Annotated in this window: 14 protein-coding genes; 7 read left to right on the plus strand and 7 right to left on the minus strand. The window is 34.4% G+C overall.

Annotated features, from left to right (window positions below; genetic code table 11):
* Positions 1-15 precede the first annotated feature (15 nt).
* The 3 genes from AAC069_RS10200 to AAC069_RS10210 form a co-directional block, all read right to left on the minus strand.
* On the minus strand, positions 16-690 hold the full coding sequence (locus AAC069_RS10200; protein ID WP_339920364.1) for a response regulator transcription factor: 675 nt from the start codon (positions 688-690) through the stop codon (positions 16-18).
* 269 nt (positions 691-959) lie between these two features.
* Positions 960-1,115, minus strand: coding sequence for a hypothetical protein (locus AAC069_RS10205; RefSeq protein WP_339920365.1), 156 nt, complete (start codon positions 1,113-1,115; stop codon positions 960-962).
* 175 nt (positions 1,116-1,290) lie between these two features.
* Positions 1,291-2,193, minus strand: coding sequence for a DUF6268 family outer membrane beta-barrel protein (locus AAC069_RS10210; protein WP_339920366.1), 903 nt, complete (start codon positions 2,191-2,193; stop codon positions 1,291-1,293).
* A 218-nt stretch (positions 2,194-2,411) separates the two neighbouring features.
* Between AAC069_RS10210 and AAC069_RS10215 the strand changes: the two genes are divergently transcribed.
* On the plus strand, positions 2,412-3,989 hold the full coding sequence (locus AAC069_RS10215) for a GMC family oxidoreductase (protein ID WP_339920367.1): 1,578 nt from the start codon (positions 2,412-2,414) through the stop codon (positions 3,987-3,989).
* A gap of 691 nt (positions 3,990-4,680) precedes the next feature.
* Positions 4,681-6,366 carry a hypothetical protein gene (locus AAC069_RS10220; RefSeq protein ID WP_339920368.1) on the plus strand — a complete coding sequence of 562 codons (1,686 nt, stop codon included), beginning with the start codon at positions 4,681-4,683 and terminating at the stop codon, positions 6,364-6,366.
* 30 nt (positions 6,367-6,396) lie between these two features.
* Here AAC069_RS10220 and dnaE read toward each other — a convergent pair whose 3' ends face one another.
* Together dnaE and dinB are read right to left on the minus strand one after the other, a co-directional pair.
* Complete coding sequence (gene dnaE, locus AAC069_RS10225) at positions 6,397-9,450, minus strand: DNA polymerase III subunit alpha (protein ID WP_339920369.1); 3,054 nt, start codon at positions 9,448-9,450, stop codon at positions 6,397-6,399.
* Entirely contained in the window at positions 9,450-10,607 is a 1,158-nt protein-coding gene (dinB, locus tag AAC069_RS10230; RefSeq protein WP_091087106.1) for a DNA polymerase IV, read from the minus strand. Before dinB ends, dnaE begins: the two co-directional genes overlap by 1 nt.
* A gap of 134 nt (positions 10,608-10,741) precedes the next feature.
* On the opposite strand from dinB, the gene AAC069_RS10235 reads away from it, so the two are divergent.
* Complete coding sequence (locus tag AAC069_RS10235; protein ID WP_339920370.1) at positions 10,742-11,509, plus strand: LexA family transcriptional regulator; 768 nt, start codon at positions 10,742-10,744, stop codon at positions 11,507-11,509.
* Between the two features lie 66 nt (positions 11,510-11,575).
* Here AAC069_RS10235 and AAC069_RS10240 read toward each other — a convergent pair whose 3' ends face one another.
* Positions 11,576-12,427, minus strand: coding sequence for a DMT family transporter (locus tag AAC069_RS10240; RefSeq protein WP_339920371.1), 852 nt, complete (start codon positions 12,425-12,427; stop codon positions 11,576-11,578).
* Positions 12,428-12,553: 126 nt separating this feature from the next.
* A complete protein-coding gene (locus AAC069_RS10245; protein WP_339920372.1) occupies positions 12,554-13,291 on the minus strand; it encodes a phosphatase PAP2 family protein in 738 nt (245 codons plus the stop codon).
* A gap of 181 nt (positions 13,292-13,472) precedes the next feature.
* Between AAC069_RS10245 and AAC069_RS10250 the strand changes: the two genes are divergently transcribed.
* From AAC069_RS10250 to AAC069_RS10265, 4 genes are all read left to right on the plus strand, one after another.
* The gene (locus AAC069_RS10250; RefSeq protein WP_339920373.1) at positions 13,473-14,153 is read left to right on the plus strand and encodes a response regulator transcription factor; all 681 of its coding nucleotides are present in this window, start codon (positions 13,473-13,475) and stop codon (positions 14,151-14,153) included.
* Positions 14,150-15,418, plus strand: a complete 1,269-nt coding sequence (locus AAC069_RS10255) for a HAMP domain-containing sensor histidine kinase (protein WP_339920374.1) — start codon at positions 14,150-14,152, stop codon at positions 15,416-15,418. Before AAC069_RS10250 ends, AAC069_RS10255 begins: the two co-directional genes overlap by 4 nt.
* A 59-nt stretch (positions 15,419-15,477) precedes the next feature.
* Positions 15,478-16,629 carry a serine hydrolase gene (locus AAC069_RS10260; protein ID WP_339920375.1) on the plus strand — a complete coding sequence of 384 codons (1,152 nt, stop codon included), beginning with the start codon at positions 15,478-15,480 and terminating at the stop codon, positions 16,627-16,629.
* Positions 16,630-16,781: 152 nt separating this feature from the next.
* Positions 16,782-17,216 (plus strand): PepSY-like domain-containing protein, encoded by a 435-nt coding sequence (locus tag AAC069_RS10265; RefSeq protein ID WP_339920376.1) that lies wholly within the window; start codon positions 16,782-16,784, stop codon positions 17,214-17,216.
* Positions 17,217-17,245: the final 29 nt, after the last annotated feature.

Here is a 17,245-nt window from a genome sequence, read left to right on the forward strand (position 1 = left end):
TTGGCTGTTAATCTTTTAAATATTTATTCTGTAACCAACATTTCTAACCGTTTCAAACCATTCTATCGAGCTGTGTTTGTCTAATTTTTTTCGAAGATTTCTAACATGAACATCAATGAAATTACTATCAGAACTTAGTTCGAGAATGTCACCCCAAACATGTTCAATAAGTTGCATACGCGTAATTACCCTATTTTTATTTAATATTAAATACTGAAAAATATCAAATTCCTTTTTTGTTAATTTTATAGGGATTTCTTTGTAACTCAATTTGTAATCTTGCAAGTGCAATTTGAAATCATACAATTCGAGTTCGTTTTGCGCAAACCCACCTAACCGCCTAACTATGGCAAACAACCGGGCCTGCAATTCAGTAAGAGCAAACGGTTTTGTCAAGTAATCATCGGCTCCAAGTTGTAATCCATTTATTTTATCGTCTAGTTCTCCACGCGCTGTAATTACAATAACAGCCATTTTAGATTGATTTTTTCTAATAGATTTTAGAACATCAAAACCACTGCCGTCTGGCAAACCTAAATCCAACAGCATGATGTCATAATTGTTACTATTAGCCTCATCAAGTGCGTCTTCGCAAGTATTTGAAATTTTGCATATATAGCCTGAACTAGTAAGGAATTCTTTTAATTCGATTGCCAATTCTTTATTGTCTTCAACTATAAGTAAGTTCATTTTGTAATTATTAGTTGTTTTGCTTTAAATCATCTAAGTCAGATAACGTGAAAAATTACATGTAGTTAATTTTCATGTTAACTCTAATTTTGTATTTTATATTCATGAATCTCATTTCATGATTTTTTTTTTTGAGAATCAAATCAAATATAACCATTTTTGGACATCGTTTTAAGTAATACTGAATACAGAAAAAAGCGCTTAACTAAAAAAAAAAGTCAGTAAATTGCTTCACTGACTTTCGAACTAACAATAACTATTTACTAAATTTAAACTATTTTTTTTTCAAATTCATTGATGACTCCTTCTAGCACTGTTACTGGTTCGATGTGACATCGATCGACTTCTGTTAAAAGCGCTTCCTTAGTTTCTATTTGCATTTCGATTAAAATTCTGATTATGAAAATTTTGTCTATAACCTTCATTACCAAGTCTTCTAATATAAATATTTCTAGAATATTTTACATGAAATTTGATTATTTGTTTTCATTTTATCTAAAGCCTTATTATTAAGTCAAAATTACATTCCTTAAATGAATTTTAAATGAAGATTTTTTTTAAGGAACAAAATTTTCGATAATTTTTTATTCAATGACAATTTTATTTCCTGGAAATAGGGAACCGATATCTCGCTTCGACCTTTAAAAAAGCACTATAGTCTAATTCAGAATTTAATTTAGTTCTGTTGTTCCCAAACTTAAAAGGAGTAATTGATAGATCAATTTTATCATTAACGGCATATACATCATAACTGTTTGTAGAATATCCAATTTTTAAACGTAGAAGAAGGTTTTTGTCAAATGAATTATTTTGAACGTAGGACGAAAGCTCGAGGGAGTTATTTTCTGAATAAGTTAGGGGATTATCGTTGTGAATTTTGAAAGTTTCAGAGTTTCCTTTATAGTCGATTCCCAGTCTCGTTTTACTGGAAACACCAAAATTCATGTCAAAAAACCCCGGTAGTAAAGCGCTAATTTCAAAACGAGAATCAGGGTTGAGGTAGTAAATACCCAGTAAAGGAGTAATGTAAAAACCAAAGGCTTCATTACCAGTATATATTCCAAATTTATAATTAAAATTTTTACGCTTTTTATACGTCCATACCGCAATTCCTCCCATATAAATATCATCTGCGCCTATATTTTTATAATCAGAAGCTAGTATGGGAAGTAAGATATAAGTTCCGGTCCAGCGATCAGAATGCTGAGTAGAAAAACCTAGTTTAAGGCGAGTGTAGTATAATTTGCTGAAATTAGAGTAAGGAAGTAATTGTAGTTTTTTAATGTTGAAATCAAATCCAGTGATAAGGGCTGTTTTTTCATTTAAAACAATAGGTAAAGTTACTTTAGAGTCAAAAATCGAAATAGTGGTGTGTTCAGAACTATTTTCGAAAGAAGTATCTCCTGTTTTAGAATAGCTTAGGTTCAGTAGATCCACATATTCTTGTGAATTACTTAGCAAGGGAGATATTAAAAACAGCAAAAGAAATAATTTATTTACCATTTTATAAATATAAGTTTTTTTATTATACGAAAAGGCCTATTTTTAGGGCCAGCTAGTATTTTTATTTCAGTTTAGTAGGCTTTATAGTAAGCAGTTATGTTGAAATAAATAAGATAATACAGGCTTGAAAGTTCAAGTTAAAATCTGTTGAGGAATTTACATAAAGACCTGACAAAAATTAGAAATAAAGAAAACCGTTTAAAAGACAACTTAAAAGTATGCAATACGATTTTGATTATATAATTATAGGTAGCGGGTTTGGCGGTTCAGTAAGTGCTTTACGACTTTCAGAGAAAGGATATAAAGTACTAGTAATAGAAAAAGGGAAATGGTACAAGGCGAATGATTTTGCCAAGACTAATTGGAATCTAAGGAAATGGCTTTGGATGCCGTATTTGCGTTTCTTTGGTATCATGAAAATGAGTATTTTCAGGCATGTCGTAATTATTTCAGGAACAGGAGTTGGTGGTGGTTCTTTGGTCTACGCCAATACCTTACCCATTCCTAAAACTAATTTTTATAAATCAGGAAGCTGGAGTGAACTCGAGGATTGGGAAACGGAACTCAAACCTTTCTATCAACAAGCGCTTAGAATGTTGGGCGCTTCTAAAAATCCAAAATTGTTTGATGGTGATATTGCTTTAAAAGAATTAGCAAAAGAGTTGGGACGCGAAGATCAATTTGAGCATCCTGATGTGGCTGTTTTCTTTGGGAAGGAAGGACAAAAAGTAAAAGACCCCTATTTTGATGGTAGAGGTCCAGATAGAGCAGGATGTACTTTTTGCGGAGGATGCATGACGGGTTGCAGGCATAATGCAAAAAATACGTTAGACAAAAATTATCTTTATTTAGCTCAAAATTTAGGTTCTACAATTCTAGCTGAAAATGAAGTTTATGATGTAAAACCTATAGACGGTAAGGAGGGAGCAACAGGATTTAAAATTTCTGTTAAGTCCAGCACTCAATTTTTCAAGAAGAAAAAGGAATTCACTTCAAAAGGGGTGATTTTTTCAGGCGGGGTATTGGGAACCGTAAAACTCTTGCTTAAACTTAAAATGAAATCGCTTCCGTTATTGTCAGATAAATTAGGAGACGATATCAGGACAAACAATGAAACCCTGATTAGCGTTTCTACTTTGGATAAAGATAAAAATTTATCAAAAGGAGTGGCGATAGGAAGTTTATTGCATACAGATGATAACAGTCATTTAGAAATTGTGCGCTATGCTGAGGGATCCGGTTTCTGGAAATTACTTCATTTGCCTATTTCTCACGGAAAAAATGCAGGAGCTCGTTTTGTAAATATGGTACAACAACTGCTAAAATATCCTTCGAGTTACTTCAAAATTTATTTTAGGAACAGCTGGTCAAAAAGTACTACCGTTTTGTTATTCATGCAATCCATAGACAGTACATTGAAATTTAAGAACAACTTTTTTGGAGGAATGTCTTCCAATATGAGCTCAGGAGTAAAACCAACTGCTGATATTCCGGAGTCGAGAGACTTGACGGATAAATACAGCAAGATAGTTAATGGAAAAGCAACTTCTTTTGTTTTAGAAGCCGTTGCCGGTATACCATCGACGGCTCATGTTTTAGGTGGGGCAGTTATGGGAAAAGACCCTTCAAAAGGAGTAATAGACAAAAACAACAAAGTTTTTGGGTATGAAAATATGTTTGTCATTGACGGCGCTATGATATCAGCAAATCCAGGAGTAAATCCTTCGTTATCAATCACAGCAATTGCCGAAAGAGCGATGGCTCAAGTTCCATTGTCCAAAGAGGTAACAGCCTAAAACAACAGAGAATTCGATTAAATGATAAAACGGAGAGCTAAACACCGTGTTCTTTCCGTTTTGTAATTACTTTATATTGAATTAATTGTTTAATTTAGTAGTGTCAAAAAGGGGGCTAAAATTAGTAATTCAGCTGCAACGATGTAATTGTTTTTTCAATTTATAGTGGTGAGTGTAGCGCGTAAAAATAGGTTGTTATCAAGAAAAAAATAAAAATAGTAAAAGAAAATTTCCACGAGAGACTTCATCGTGAGCCTTACTTTTCGCATCCCAGACTGAAGTTTATTCCTAATATTGTTGTGAATCTGATTAGCTTCCTAATTTCTTTTGTAGTGGTTGTAAGCGTGCTTTATTTTGTTTTGAAATTTTTGATTTCAAAATTTTATCATTTAGACTAAGTACAAATTCCGCGGTACAAACTTCATCATAAAAAAGTCTTAGACATCTTATGCCTTGGCAGATTGACTTCCTATGCGATAGTGTTTCGATGAGTCGTGCTCACACCTTCTTCAATTTGCTGATGTGCTTTGCATTAGCTGTCTTTGACGTTGGAATAAGAAGTGTGTGGATAACATAATTACCATAACACCTTCAAAAAATCCAAAATAAGGAGCTTTAATTTACTATTTAATACTAATTTCGGGGAAACTAATTTTATATGTTGCGTCCCCCGATTTATATTTTGTTGCTTTTGTTTTTAATTACCTCTTGTCAAAAAGATACTAAAACAGTTTCTGCTAGTACTAAAAACAATAAAAGTAAACGTAGCATCCAAGCCAAAAAATACTCTGAACTAGGCGATTTGTTTTATAGGGATAATAAAGTCGATAGTGCTTTCTATTATTATAACAAGTCAAAAGAATTATTTGTAAGTGATGGGAACAGCCCTTACATTGCCTATAATCTACTTGGAATGGCACATATTCAGCAGACCTATGGCGATTATTATAGTAGTGAAGAAACCTTGATGGAGGCTTTGCCATACATAAAGAATGATTTGCAATATCAAATGGCTGCAAATAATTTATTCGGAATTGCAGCAAAAGAAGTAAAAAATTATGATGACGCCGTTCGCTATTATGCTACAATTTTAAAAGCAACAAACGATTCTGTATATAAAGTGACAGCGTTCAATAATATCGCTACTGTTTATATAAAAGAAAAAGAGTACAGAAAGGCTATTGCTATTTTAAAGCCAATTTTAAAATCAAATATTTTAGATACGTTACCCAATAAAAGGGCCATAATTATTGACAATTTGGGGTTTGCTTATTATAAAGACAATCAGATTCTAGAGGGGTTGAGGTTAATGAATGAGGGTCTAGAAATCAGAACTAAAATTAACGATTCCTATAGGAGTATTGAAAGCTATTTGCATTTGGCCGATTTTTATAAAAATAGAGACTATCAAAAATCGAAGGAAAATGCATTACTGGCTTATAAAGTAGCCACAAAACATCAAAGTATTGATGAACGACTAGAGGCGTTGGAACTCTTAATGTCTTATAATCTGGAAAAAGGAGTGAACAGCTATGCCACATTGTTCATAAATCTTAACGATAGTATTAAAACAGTACGTAGTAAAGCCAAAAATCAGTTTGCTAAAATTAAATATGATTCGAGAAAGACAACTTTAGAAAATATAAAATACAAAGGACAAAGAGCAGAAACCTTACTCCAACTAGAAACACAAAAGAGCCAGAAGTATCTCTTAGTTTTTGGATCCCTTCTTTTACTTGGAACTATAGGGTATTTGATTAATTATTATAGAAATAAAAACCGACAAGAACGCTTAGAAGCTAGTTATAATACGGAAACTCGTATTTCTAAACAACTCCATGATGAACTGGCCAATGATGTTTTTTATGCAATGACTTTTGCCGAAACTCAAGATTTACAGAATCCTGTAAAAAAGGAAACGCTGATAGATAACCTTGATAAAATATATGTTAGGACGCGAAATTTCTCTAGGGAGAATAGTAATATAGAAACGGGAGAGAGTTTTGACCAGAATTTAAAGCAAATGCTAAGTAGCTATAAAAGCCGCAGTACCGAAGTCATTATTAAAAACGGAAATCCAATAGATTGGTCGAAAGTAAAAACCGAGAAAAAGATCGCGGTACAAAGAGTATTGCAAGAACTCATGGTCAATATGAAAAAATACAGCCAAGCAAGCTTTGTGATCATTGGTTTTGATTGCGATCAAAAAAATCTAAAAATAGACTATTCAGATAATGGGGTAGGCTTCTCGGAAAAACTAGTTTTGAAAAATGGTTTACAAAATGCAGAAAACCGTATTCAGGCAGTCAACGGAATACTTACTTTCGATTCTCAAATTAATAAAGGTTTCAAAGCAAAAATTGTGGTTCCAAAATAACAGAAAGAACGTTTTTTACTCGAAAAATAATCAATTGGAATTCATCTTATGCCTTGGTAGATTAATTTCCTGTGGATAAGGCGCTCGATGGGTCATACTCACATCTTCTTTAATTTGTTGATGCGCTTTGTATTGTCGGTCTGTGGAATTAGAATAACGCGGGTCAGGTATGAACGGCATTTTTGCCATTTTGGTGATGGTAATAGTAGGGAAGTGGTAATCGACTTCGACAGTTCCTAATAACAAATAACAACCTCCGCCCTGAAAAGGATATTTCTGTAAACTATCAGCAAAATGGGCTGTGTCAAAGAATTCTCCTTCGGCATCAATCCAGGTTCCAAAATACATAGTACCTCTTTTGGTAGGCACGTGTTTCCTCGAAATAAGATACGCCAGCATTTTCACGGTTCTCTTATGATGTTGCAATAAATCTTTGGCCAATACATCACCGCGGTATTTTGTCTGCAACAAATCGAATGGGGAGCAGGAGACTGGAAAACTGAGTAGTTCTATTTCGTCGAAGGCATCTTCAAAAGGAGAACGTTCTAATACCGGAAGCGTGTATTCTTTGACCGGTTCCTGAAGTAGCATTAAATTCCGATTCTCTGGTTTGAAATTCACCAGAATCAATCTGGCGATGACGAGCAATTGATTTTTTGTCTTAGTTGTAAAGCGGAAGGCACCAATGAAAATCAATATTTGGATCCCCTCTATACCTATCGGAATGCGATTGATAAAATCTTCGAGTGATTGGTATTTCCCGTTCGTATTGCGCTCTGCAATGATGCGATGTGCTGTTTTAGATTCGAGGCCTTCGAGTTGCATCAAACCCAGATAAACGTCAACGCCATAAACGGTAGCTTCATACTCGCTTTTATTCACACAGGGAGTATTGATGATACCGCCAGACATTTTAGCCTCATGCACATAGACTTCCGTCCTATAAAAACCGCCTTGGTTGTTGATTACAGCCACCATAAATTCTACAGGATAATACACTTTCAAGTACAGACTTTGATAACTTTCGACCGCATAAGAAGCCGAGTGTGCCTTGCAAAAAGAGTAACCCGCAAAAGACTCTATCTGTCGGTATATTTCCTGACTGAGCGCTAAAGGATGTCCTTTTTGAGCACAGCACGCAAAGAAATTATCTTTTACTTTTTGCAATGCTGCCATGGAGCGTCCTTTGCCACTCATCGCCCGACGTAGAATATCTCCATCAGAGGCGGGAACTCCTGCAAAGTGCAGTGCGATTTTGATTACATCTTCCTGATACACCATAACGCCATAGGTTTCTCCTAGATGTTCTTTGAATGTTTCATGAAAATATTCAAATTGATCGGGATGGTTGTGTCTAAAAATGTACTCTTTCATCATACCACTTTGCGCCACACCAGGGCGAATGATGGAGGATGCAGCGACCAATATTTTATAATCTTCACATTTGAGTCTTCGCAATAAGCCACGCATCGCGGGACTTTCGATATAAAAACAGCCAATGGTTTTTCCAGTACTTAAAAATTCATTGCACTTTGCTTCATTTTTTGACAATGCCGTATCTCGGATATTGACTTCAATTCCGCGGTTTTTTTTAACCAGTTTCACCGTGTCGTCAATATGACCAATGCCACGCTGGCTTAGAATATCAAATTTTTCAAAGCCAATATCTTCGGCTACGTGCATGTCAAACAAAACAATGGGAAAGCCTTTCGGGGGCATTTCTAAAACGGTGTAATTTGTAATTGGCTCTTCTGAAATTAATACTCCGCAGGAATGCATGCTGCGTTGATTGGGATATTTTTCGAGTAGCATGCCGTATTTTTGCACCAAAGCAACTACCGAATTAGTATCGTGCAGCTGCATTGGGTTTTTTGCCAAAGTATCCAGTTCCTCTTTGGGTAAACCAAAAACTTTGCCCACTTCCCGAAATATCGAACGGTATTTGAATTCTACATTGGTACCACAAAAAGCCACATGATCTCGACCGTACCGATTAAAAATGTATTCGAGAATACTATCCCGCTCTTTCCAACTCCAGTCAATATCAAAGTCGGGCGGGCTTTTGCGGTTCAGGTTTAAAAAACGTTCAAAGTACAAGTCCAATTCGAGCGGGCAAATGTCTGTAATACCTAGGCAATAACTCACGATGCTGTTGGCACCGCTCCCTCGCCCAATATGCATGAATCCCATGCTGTTGCTGTACCGAATAATATCCCAGGTAATTAAAAAATAACCGCTAAACTTTAGCTCATGGATGACTTTCAATTCTTTCTCTACTCTGGCACGTGCTGGAAGATTATTGTTGCCATATTTCTTTATTAAGCCTTGGTTGGCAAGGCTTGTCAGTAGCTGGATATCGTTTTCTCCACTTTCTGTATAATTGGTTTTGTTTTTGGGTGTTTTAAATTCGAATTCAAAATTACATTCGGCAATGATGCTTTCGGTGTTTTCAATAATTTGAGGGTAATCACTAAATTTATCCAGCAGTTCTTCTAATGGAATCATCGTTTCTGATGTCCTGCAATAATCGGCTTCGGTAAGTTTTGATAAAATGACATTGGTATCAATTGCCCGAAGTATTTTATGCAGATTAAATTCTCTCTTTGTTCTGAAATTCACTGGTTGCAAAACCACCATTTTCTCCAGTTTGCTTTTCCATTGATTATGAAATAACATCGGAAGCTGCTCTGGACGCATACCCAAAAATTCAAAATCTCTAAAAATAGCAGGAGCATTTTCGATCGGATATATAATACTTACATTATGAAATTGGGGTGCTTGAGCGGGTAGGGGCGTTTTATCGAAATTATGCTGGGTCAGAAAACGGTTCATTTCGGCAAGACCTAGAGCATTTTTGGCTAAGCCAATGTAAAGTAGTTTGTTATTGTACCGAAATTCAATTCCGACGATGGGTTTTATAGCAACAGCCTGACATTCTTTGATGAAATCATAAATTCCGGTAACCGTATTTATGTCAGTTAATGCCATGGATTGTACACCGTATGCGGCGGCCAGTTGCACTAATTCGGTTAAGGGAATAGTGCCATAACGCAGGCTGTGATAAGAGTGGCAGTTGAGGTACATTATTTATTTTTTACTTTGAGAGTGGCGCCGGCACAACGAGCTACAGCATCAAAACCATAGCGTTTTTTCATTCGATCCATCGCCTGATACAGCGACAGCATTTCCTCCGTATCTTCAAACATATTGATTTGGTACGTTCCGCGAACCAACCCGCTAAAGCGAATACCAATTAACCGCAACCGCATCCGACGCTGATACAACTTGTCAAACAATTCGGTGACACTTCTTGTCAAAGTATGATCAGCCGAAGTGTATGGGATTCGGCATTGTTTTGTTTCGGTATCAAAATTAGAATAGCGTATTTTTATTACGACCGTTGAGGTCAGCCATTCCTCAGAACGCAACTGAAAAGCCAGTTTTTCGACCATGCCTACCAGTATTGATTTTAATTTTTGAATGTCGATAGTGTCCTGACCAAAGGTGTGTTCTGTCGAAATTGATTTTCTCTCTGTATAAGGCTCCACCGGATTGTTGTCAATACCGTTTGCTTTTTTCCAGATATCGATACCGTTTTTACCAATCATTTGCTGCAGCACCTCTGCAGGCATTTCTGATAGCGTTTGAATGGTTCGAATGCCAATGCGCGAAAGCAATTGAAAAGTAACGTCGCCAACCATGGGGATTTTTTGGATGGACAACGGATTCAAAAAAGACTTCACCATAGTTTCTGGAATCTCTAATTTCCCTGTTGGTTTCGATTCGCCAGTTCCAATTTTAGAAACCGTCTTGTTAACCGATAATGCAAAACTTAAAGGCAATCCTGTTTCTTTAGTGATTGATTGTGAGAGTTCGTTTGTCCATTGGTAACAACCATGAAACCGATCCATTCCCGTGATGTCCAAGTAAAATTCATCGATGCTTGCTTTTTCTACAATAGGCGCTTTCTCTTCAATGACTTGCGTAATATCATGGGATAATTTAGAATACAATTCCATATCACCTTTCATTACTTTTGCCTGCGGACAAAGGCGCAGTGCCATTTTTATGGGCATTGCAGAGCGAACTCCAAACGTTCGGGCTTCATAGGAACAAGAAGCGACCACGCCTCTGTCACCACCGCCAATAATGAGTGGCAAACCATTTAGTTTTGAGTTGGTTAACCTTTCGCAGGACACAAAAAAAGTGTCCATATCCATGTGTACTATTGACCTTGCCATATTGATTTTGTTTTTCAAATTATACATTTATCCATTTCATCTAAAATTTTTTCCGGCAAATTTGAACTACAAAATTAGTACAGATTATAACAAAATAAAGTATATTTGCTGTTACAAATTATAACAAAATAACTATGTCTTTATTTTCCGACAACATCAGACAGCTAAGAATTAAAAAGGGTATTTCTCAGGAAAAACTAGCTCAAAATCTTTTAATAACAAGAGGAAGGTATGTCAAATATGAAGACGGCAGTTCTGAACCTCCGTATGATATTTTGAAGAGGATATCGTATTATTTCCATGTCAGTATTGATATTTTACTCTCGGTTGACGTGCAGAAAATACCCATTGAAGACTTGTTAAAATTGGGAGACAATAGGATATTATTGCCGATAACCGTTGACCAGCAAGGGGAGAATATTATAGAAATTGTTCCTCATAAAGCACAGGCAGGATATCTTAGCGGTTATGCCGATCCGGAATTTATAGAAAGTTTACAGCATATTTCGCTTCCTTTTTTACGAAACGGAAAATTCCGAGCCTTTCCTGTAGATGGAGATTCCATGCCGCCACATAAGAAAGGTTCCTTTGTCGTAGGGCAATATGTAGAAAGGTTGGGTGATGTAATGGACGGGAAAACCTATATCGTGATCACCAAAAGTCAGGGAATAGTGTACAAACGATTGAATAAAAACGGGAAAAACGCATTGATGCTGCATTCTGACAATACGATTTATTTACCTTATGAAATTAAAGCTTCGGAGATTCTGGAAATTTGGCAGTATGCCTGCAGTATTGCTACTAATGAGTTTACACCAGATGATTTGAGTGCAGAGAGTTTAAAGGACATGTTTAGAGAACTGCGAAGAGAAATCCGAGAAGTAGGGAATAAAATTAATTAATTAAAGAACAGAACCGCTGGAATAGCGCTTTGGCTTATGCCAATTTCTTTAAAAATAAAATATACATTAGGTTTGTGATTTGGCTGTAAGTGTCGATCCAACGGAAGCGACTACTACAAAAACAACGGCTACCACCTCGTTAAGAGCAAGGTATTCTTGCAAGAAAATCAGCGCACAAATAGAAGCTGCCGCCGGCTCTAGGCTCATTAAAATACTAAATGTACGTGCTGGAAGTTGACCCAGTGCTTTCATTTCTAATGTAAAAGGAATGGCACTGGACAAAAGAGCAAGCGCTACTCCTAAAGAAAGAAATGTTGGTGTGAGATTACTGAATCCGTTTCCCATTATTCCAAAAGGGACAATCAACAGCGAAGCAAAAAGCATTCCGGTTGCAACAGCCTCTCCATCTTTCATTATTTTCGATACTTTCCCTCCCAAAACAATATAAAAAGCCCAAAAGGCTCCTGCTAATAAAGCAAATAAGACACCTAATACGTTTATTCCGTTATTTGTCCACGGAGCAATCAAAACAATTCCTGCCGCTGCCAGAAGTACCCACAAATAATCTATAAAACGTTTTGAGCCAAAAACAGCTACTAGTAACGGCCCTATAAATTCTAGTGTTACCGCTAGTCCAATGGGAATACGCTCTATTGCCATGTAAAAAATTAAATTCATAGCTCCGAGGCACAAACCATAGGGAATTACAACTTTCCATTGCTTTGGGGTAATCTTGAAAAGGTTTGGTCTGTAAACTGCGAAGAGTATGATAGCCGAAATACCTATTCTCAGGGAGGCAGTTCCAGCTGCACCAATAGCAGGAAAAAGACTTTTTGCAATTGCAGCACCAGACTGAACACTTATTATCGCAAAAAGTACGGCTGGTATTGGAGGTATGTTGAGTAGTTTGTTTTTCACTTTATTATCGAGATGTAGAAGGACAAAACTACAAATTTATAATTTGAAAAGTGGTTTGTAAATAAGCGTAGATTAGAAAAGGGAAAAGAATTTTAGACAACCTATTATTAACTTGTTAGGAGTACTTTAAAATCTACCAACTAATCCAATTCCTGTTTGCTTTCCATTATAAAATGGAGCAACCATAACAGCCGCTTTTGTTTCTTTTTTGAAAAGCATTTTTTGCATTTTTGGATACAACCAATAGGCGGTTTTAGTACATAAAATACCGATTCCTGCACCAGCTGCTACATCAGTTAACCAATGTCGATCATTATACATCCTAAAGAAACCAGTACCTGTAGCTACGATATAGCCTGAAATACCGTACCAAATAGAAACATCCTTATATTCTTGCCAAAGAAATTCGGCACCTGCAAACGCCGTTGCTGTATGACCAGACGGAAAGGAATTAAATGAGGAACCATCTGGACGTTGTACGTGAGTGATGTTTTTTAATGGTAGCGTTGTAGCTGCAACTAAGAGATAGGATGTAGCCAAAATTAGAGTTCTGTCTTTAAAATTACTTTTACCTTTTATACCCATTGCATTTAAGCCATAGACTGAAGCTGCTGGTAGGTATTGTGTAAAATCGTCGATCGTTATTTTGTGATCAATATTTTCAGTAACTTCTTCTTTAATTTCTACATTTAAATTTTTAATTGCATCACTCTCAATACCAATTACCCCATAACCAATAAGCACTGTAGGAATAATTAATGCTTTATAAGAGATTTTTTTAGTGATAATAGAATCATTTTTAATTTCCTGCGCAAAGATTGATTGACAGCATATTAATGCTAATAAAAGGAATTTGGGATTCATTTTTTTTAATTAAGGCGGTTACATTTTTTATTGTTTACGATAAGAAGTTTTTCATTGTAAATAATTAATCCCCAAATATAAATTTGAATTCTGTAGTAAATCTGTATTTTTGAAAGGCGATAGATTTAGAATAGATTTACGTGCTACTTTTACTTTCGAATTATTTACTTAAACTTAATTTATGAAAATCTTAGTTGTTGAAGATGAAATAGAAATGCAAAAAAGTATCACTCAATACTTAGAGCTTGAAAAGAATATAGTTGAGGTAGCAAATGATTTTAATAGTGCCTACGAAAAAATACAAGTATATGAATACGATTGTGTTTTATTAGATATTACTTTGCCTAATGGCAATGGTTTAGATTTAATAAAAACCATTAAAAACAGCAGACCAAAAACAGGAATTATTATTATTTCTGCCAAAAATTCATTCGATGATAAAATAGATGGGTTGAATTTAGGAGCTGATGATTACTTACCAAAACCCTTCCATTTACCCGAACTAAATGCACGGATAAAAGCGTTGATTAGACGCAATAATTTTGATGGAGTTGATGTAATTGTTATCAATGAAATCACTTTATACCCAGATGAAAGGAAAGTCTTGATTAATAACAGTCCGATTAACTTAACTTCAAAAGAGTTTGATTTATTAGTTTATTTTATTGCCAATAAAAATAGAGTTATTCAAAAAAACGCATTGGTGGAACACTTGTGGGGAGATAGTGCGGATCAATTTGATAATTTTGATTTCATCTATAATCACGTAAAAAATCTTAGAAAGAAACTGCTTGCAGCCCATTGTAATGACTACATTCAGTCCATATATGGCATAGGCTACACTTTTAAAACTGAACTATGAAGCTACTAACAAAAACGAGCCGATATTATATTCTTTATACCATTCCGGTAATTTTATTTTCTGCCATTTTTATCTATTTTTTTCTTCTAAATGAAATTGGAGAAAGCAATGAATCTATTTTGTTAACGAGAGTTAAAGTAATTGAAAATTACATCGCAAAAGGAAATACAACTGTTTTAAATGTATTTGAAGTCAATAATGAGGTTTATATAAAGGAAATTGAAAAAGACAGGATAATTCCACAAACGATAAAGGATACTTTAATGTATTCTGAGATTGAAAAAGAATATATTTCTAGTAAAATGATAGAGCAAAATTCTATTGTAAAGGGGAAAAATTATCAGATTAAAGTTTGGAAGAGTACCATAGAATATGATGAATTAATGGAAGTAGTCTCTGTTGTTTTTATTATTTTATTGCTTTTGCTTTTCTTAGTTACAGCGTATATAAATAGTAAAATTTCCAAGCTCATTTGGACACCATTTAAGAACACCTTAGATTATATTAAGGATTTTAGTGTGAATACAACGGACTATAAAAAATTAGAATCAAATGAAATTACAGAATTCAGCGAACTAAATTCTTCTATAAATCACATGACTTCAAAAATGATTAGTGATTATAAAAACCAGAAAAAATTTGCAGAAAATGCTTCGCATGAATTTCAAACTCCATTAGCCATAATTACGGGTAAAATAGATTTACTACTTCAAGAAAACTCGTTGAATGAAGAGACGATGAAGTTGTTAGTTTCTATTGAAGAGGCAACAAGTCGTTTGAGTAGAATAAATAAATCATTGTTATTGCTTTCTAAAATAGAAAACCAACAATACGAAAAAACAGATACGGTAGCACTACTTCCTTTAATTGAAAAAATAAAAGCCATAAATGAAGATTTTATTTTGGATAAAAAACTACAGTTTGTTTGTGAACCGACTGAGGAGTTGTATTTTACAATTAATTCAGAATTGTGTTTTATTTTAATTAATAATTTAATTCAAAATGCTATAAGACATAATGTTAAGAACGGACAAATTACGATTTCGATAAAAGACCAAGCATTACTTATAAGCAATACAGGTTCATTAGAACCTTTAGATGAGGTTAGTATTTTTGAGCGTTTTGAAAAAAAATCTTCTAATGTAAATTCTATTGGTTTAGGGTTAGCGATAGTGAAAGAAATAGCAGAAGCAAATTCGATTACAGTTTTATATAAATACGAAGACAATGAACATGTTTTTTCTTTAAGTCAGTTTAAAAGATAGATTTGAAATAGATTCATTGTAGTTGTTTGTTTACTAATTTAAAAACACCCAATAAAGTGATGAAAAGCAAAATAATTTTTTTACTCTTAGGAATAATTATGTTAGCGATTTCATCTTGTGATGTTTATAACACTATGCGGTTTGGTGCATTACCAGGTCAGAATGACTTTTCACATTTTCCTCAAAGAAAAATTGACAATCAATCGCCAGTTTTTAATTTTATAAAACCCGATAAAGATTATAAGTTAGGGCAATTGATTGGTTTAACTAATAAGTCATTAAATCCAACGAATGTTGCTCTCGATACCTTCGTAAAACTCCACAATACAATTTCGTTTATGATCATCCGGAACGATACTATTTTGTATGAAAAATATAATGGTAAATATAGGGACACTTCCTTAGTCTCTTCGTTTTCTATGGTCAAGCCAATGGTGTCCACATTAATAGGAATAGCCGTTGAAGAAGGGAAAATTAAAAGTATAAATGACCCTATTACTGATTATTTACCTGAATTTAAAAATAACCCAGGATTTGAGAAGATTACAATAAAAAATCTACTTCAACATACTTCAGGAATAAAATTTTCAGATCAGGAATTTAATATTGTTTCAGATAATGCAGAATTTTATTGGGGACATGATTTAAGAAAAGAAATAACAGCATTAACTATTAAAACTGCACCTAATATAGAATTTCATTATAGCAGTGCAAACACCCAGTTATTAGCCTTAATTATTGAAAGAGTAACAAATAAGCCCGTTTCTAATTACTTAGAGACTAAAATCTGGAAGCCATTAGGCATGGAAGCAGCCGCCTATTGGAGTTTAGACAGGGATGATGAGAATGGTATGGAAAAAGCTTTTTGTTGCCTACAGGCAAGGACAGTTGATTTTGCCAAATTTGGTAGATTGTATCTCAATAGAGGCAATTGGGAAGGAAATCAAATTGTTTCAAAAGAGTGGGTAGAGCAGTCAACACATTCAGATCCGTCTAATAATAACAGACATTATTATAATAATAATTGGGGAATAGGGCCTTTAAAATACAATAGTTTCTATGCTGTTGGACTATACGGTCAATACTTGTACCTCTATCCGGAAAAGAATATTCAAATTATTCGATTTGGTGATTCCTCACTTTCTTATAACCCAAATTATTGGCAAGATATTTTTATTCAAATTATTGATCAGTTAGACGTGTTGAAATAAAACGAATCACAACTATAAAATTTCGTCTTTTGATTGTAGTAGAAAGATTAAATTAGAATCAACAAACATTTATTTTCTTTCAACCAATTTTAAAAATAGATTTGAAATAGATTCATGTTAGATATTTGTTTAATAATTTAAAAACAGCAATCATGAAAAATGTAATTTTATTTGCCGCTATAGCGATAACTTCTATAGGTTGTGCACAGTCTAAAGACAAGAAAGAAGTACCTAAAGTAGTTAAAGAAGCTTTTCAGAAAGAGTATCCAAATACAAAAGTAGATTGGGATATTGAAAAGGACGGTTTTGAAGCAGAGTTTAAAATGAACGGAAAGGACGCTTCTGCAAACTATGATAAATTAGGTCATAAACTTGCCACAGAAATTGAAATCACAGAAACTGAAATGCCTGCAAAAGCATTAACTTATTTTTCAACGACTTATCCTAATAAAAAAATCAAAGAAACAGCTAAAATTACAGATAACAAAAATGTAGTTACTTATGAAGCGGAGGTTAAAATTGATGGAAAAATATGTGATTTGATTTTTGATGCTTCAGGGAAATTCTTAAAACTGAATAAAGACTAATAATCAGAAATAATTAACGGTGTTTATTA

Origin of the sequence: uncultured Flavobacterium sp., from assembly GCF_963974175.1 — a bacterium.
GTDB lineage: Bacteria > Bacteroidota > Bacteroidia > Flavobacteriales > Flavobacteriaceae > Flavobacterium.

Coding starts and splice junctions, on each gene's coding strand:
- AAC069_RS10200 (WP_339920364.1), bottom strand. CDS start 690: ATGAACTTACTTATAGTTGAAGACAATAAAGAATTGGCAATCGAATTA.
- AAC069_RS10205 (WP_339920365.1), bottom strand. CDS start 1,115: ATGAAGGTTATAGACAAAATTTTCATAATCAGAATTTTAATCGAAATG.
- AAC069_RS10210 (WP_339920366.1), bottom strand. CDS start 2,193: ATGGTAAATAAATTATTTCTTTTGCTGTTTTTAATATCTCCCTTGCTA.
- AAC069_RS10215 (WP_339920367.1), top strand. CDS start 2,412: ATGCAATACGATTTTGATTATATAATTATAGGTAGCGGGTTTGGCGGT.
- dnaE (WP_339920369.1), bottom strand. CDS start 9,450: ATGTACCTCAACTGCCACTCTTATCACAGCCTGCGTTATGGCACTATT.
- dinB (WP_091087106.1), bottom strand. CDS start 10,607: ATGGCAAGGTCAATAGTACACATGGATATGGACACTTTTTTTGTGTCC.
- AAC069_RS10235 (WP_339920370.1), top strand. CDS start 10,742: ATGTCTTTATTTTCCGACAACATCAGACAGCTAAGAATTAAAAAGGGT.
- AAC069_RS10245 (WP_339920372.1), bottom strand. CDS start 13,291: ATGAATCCCAAATTCCTTTTATTAGCATTAATATGCTGTCAATCAATC.
- AAC069_RS10250 (WP_339920373.1), top strand. CDS start 13,473: ATGAAAATCTTAGTTGTTGAAGATGAAATAGAAATGCAAAAAAGTATC.
- AAC069_RS10255 (WP_339920374.1), top strand. CDS start 14,150: ATGAAGCTACTAACAAAAACGAGCCGATATTATATTCTTTATACCATT.
- AAC069_RS10260 (WP_339920375.1), top strand. CDS start 15,478: ATGAAAAGCAAAATAATTTTTTTACTCTTAGGAATAATTATGTTAGCG.
- AAC069_RS10265 (WP_339920376.1), top strand. CDS start 16,782: ATGAAAAATGTAATTTTATTTGCCGCTATAGCGATAACTTCTATAGGT.